This window comes from Streptomyces sp. NPDC025618 (genome assembly GCF_055558795.1).
On record NZ_JBVHLW010000089.1, the window covers coordinates 1,715 to 4,949 of the forward strand.

At 57.4% G+C, this 3,235-nt stretch carries 1 rRNA gene; it reads left to right on the forward strand.

The features are described from left to right. Window positions 1-90 precede the first annotated feature (90 nt). A 23S ribosomal RNA gene (locus ACZ4A5_RS31510) occupies window positions 91-3,214 on the forward strand. Window positions 3,215-3,235 lie beyond the last annotated feature (21 nt).

A 3,235-nucleotide genomic window follows, 5' to 3' on the forward strand; every position in this document is an offset into this window, starting at 1 on the left:
ATGCCGGCCCCAGTGCACTCTGCCGTGAAGGCGGGGGTGATGGGTGGCTGGTCGTTGCTTGAGAACTGCACAGTGGACGCGAGCATCTGTGGCCAAGTTTTTAAGGGCGCACGGTGGATGCCTTGGCACCAGGAACCGATGAAGGACGTGGGAGGCCGCGATAGGCCCCGGGGAGCTGTCAACCGAGCTTTGATCCGGGGGTGTCCGAATGGGGAAACCCGGCAGTCGTCATGGGCTGTCACCCGCTGCTGAACACATAGGCAGTGTGGAGGGAACGCGGGGAAGTGAAACATCTCAGTACCCGCAGGAAGAGAAAACAACCGTGATTCCGGGAGTAGTGGCGAGCGAAACCGGATGAGGCCAAACCGTATGTGTGTGATACCCGGCAGGGGTTGCGCATGCGGGGTTGTGGGATCTCTCTTCTGTCGTCTGCCGGCGACAGGACGAGTCAGAAACCGTTGGTGTAGGCGAAGGACATGCGAAAGGTCCGGCGTAGAGGGTAAGACCCCCGTAGCTGAAACATCAACGGCTCGTTTGAGAGACACCCAAGTAGCACGGGGCCCGAGAAATCCCGTGTGAATCTGGCGGGACCACCCGTTAAGCCTAAATATTCCCTGGTGACCGATAGCGGATAGTACCGTGAGGGAATGGTGAAAAGTACCGCGGGAGCGGAGTGAAATAGTACCTGAAACCGTGTGCCTACAAGCCGTGGGAGCGTCGCTGTGTGTGCTTGCACATGCAGTCGTGACTGCGTGCCTTTTGAAGAATGAGCCTGCGAGTTTGCGGTGTGTTGCGAGGTTAACCCGTGTGGGGAAGCCGTAGCGAAAGCGAGTCCGAACAGGGCGATTTTAGTAGCGCGCCCAAGACCCGAAGCGGAGTGATCTAGCCATGGGCAGGTTGAAGCGGAGGTAAGACTTCGTGGAGGACCGAACCCACCAGGGTTGAAAACCTGGGGGATGACCTGTGGTTAGGGGTGAAAGGCCAATCAAACTCCGTGATAGCTGGTTCTCCCCGAAATGCATTTAGGTGCAGCGTCGTGTGTTTCTTGCCGGAGGTAGAGCACTGGATAGGCGATGGGCCCTACCGGGTTACTGACCTTAGCCAAACTCCGAATGCCGGTAAGTGAGAGCGCGGCAGTGAGACTGTGGGGGATAAGCTCCATGGTCGAGAGGGAAACAGCCCAGAGCATCGACTAAGGCCCCTAAGCGTACGCTAAGTGGGAAAGGATGTGGAGTCGCAGAGACAACCAGGAGGTTGGCTTAGAAGCAGCCACCCTTGAAAGAGTGCGTAATAGCTCACTGGTCAAGTGATTCCGCGCCGACAATGTAGCGGGGCTCAAGCGTACCGCCGAAGTCGTGTCATTCACATAACAGCCCCAACGGGTGTGTGGATGGGTAGGGGAGCGTCGTGTGCCGGGTGAAGCAGCCGCGGAAGCGAGTTGTGGACGGTTCACGAGTGAGAATGCAGGCATGAGTAGCGATACACACGTGGGAAACGTGTGCGCCGATTGACTAAGGGTTCCTGGGTCAAGCTGATCTGCCCAGGGTAAGTCGGGACCTAAGGCGAGGCCGACAGGCGTAGTCGATGGACAACCGGTTGATATTCCGGTACCCGCTTTGAAACGCCCAATATCGAATCCATTAATGCTAAGGCCGTGAAGCCGCCCTGGACCCTTCGGGGAAAGGGGAGTGGTGGAGCCGCTGACCCAAGGTGGTAGTAGGTAAGCGATGGGGTGACGCAGGAAGGTAGTCCAGCCCGGGCGGTGGTAGTCCCGGGGTAAGGGTGTAGGCCGTGTGGTAGGCAAATCCGTCACACGTTGAGGCTGAGACCTGATGCCGAGCCGATTGTGGTGAAGTGGATGATCCTATGCTGTCGAGAAAAGCCTCTAGCGAGTTTCATGGCGGCCCGTACCCTAAACCGACTCAGGTGGTCAGGTAGAGAATACCGAGGCGTTCGGGTGAACTATGGTTAAGGAACTCGGCAAAATGCCCCCGTAACTTCGGGAGAAGGGGGGCCATTTCCGGTGATGGAATTTACTTCCTGAGCTGGGGGTGGCCGCAGAGACCAGCGAGAAGCGACTGTTTACTAAAAACACAGGTCCGTGCGAAGCCGTAAGGCGATGTATACGGACTGACGCCTGCCCGGTGCTGGAACGTTAAGGGGACCGGTTAGCTCCATTTCGGTGGGGCGAAGCTGAGAACTTAAGCGCCAGTAAACGGCGGTGGTAACTATAACCATCCTAAGGTAGCGAAATTCCTTGTCGGGTAAGTTCCGACCTGCACGAATGGCGTAACGACTTCTCGACTGTCTCAACCATAGGCCCGGTGAAATTGCACTACGAGTAAAGATGCTCGTTTCGCGCAGCAGGACGGAAAGACCCCGGGACCTTTACTATAGCTTGATATTGGTGTTCGGTTCGGCTTGTGTAGGATAGGTGGGAGACTGTGAAGCGGGCACGCCAGTGTTCGTGGAGTCGTCGTTGAAATACCACTCTGGTCGTGCTGGATGTCTAACCTGGGTCCGTGATCCGGATCAGGGACAGTGTCTGGTGGGTAGTTTAACTGGGGCGGTTGCCTCCTAAAGAGTAACGGAGGCGCCCAAAGGTTCCCTCAGCCTGGTTGGCAATCAGGTGTTGAGTGTAAGTGCACAAGGGAGCTTGACTGTGAGACCGACGGGTCGAGCAGGGACGAAAGTCGGGACTAGTGATCCGGCGGTGGCTTGTGGAAGCGCCGTCGCTCAACGGATAAAAGGTACCCCGGGGATAACAGGCTGATCTTCCCCAAGAGTCCATATCGACGGGATGGTTTGGCACCTCGATGTCGGCTCGTCGCATCCTGGGGCTGGAGTCGGTCCCAAGGGTTGGGCTGTTCGCCCATTAAAGCGGTACGCGAGCTGGGTTTAGAACGTCGTGAGACAGTTCGGTCCCTATCCGCTGTGCGCGTAGGAGTCTTGAGAAGGGCTGTCCCTAGTACGAGAGGACCGGGACGGACGAACCTCTGGTGTGCCAGTTGTCCTGCCAAGGGCATGGCTGGTTGGCTACGTTCGGGAGGGATAACCGCTGAAAGCATCTAAGCGGGAAGCCTGCTTCGAGATGAGGACTCCCACCCCCATGAGGGGTTAAGGCTCCCAGTAGACGACTGGGTTGATAGGCCAGGTGTGGAAGACCGGTAACGGTTGGAGCTGACTGGTACTAATAGGCCGAGGGCTTGTCCTCAGTTGCTCGCGTCCACTGTGT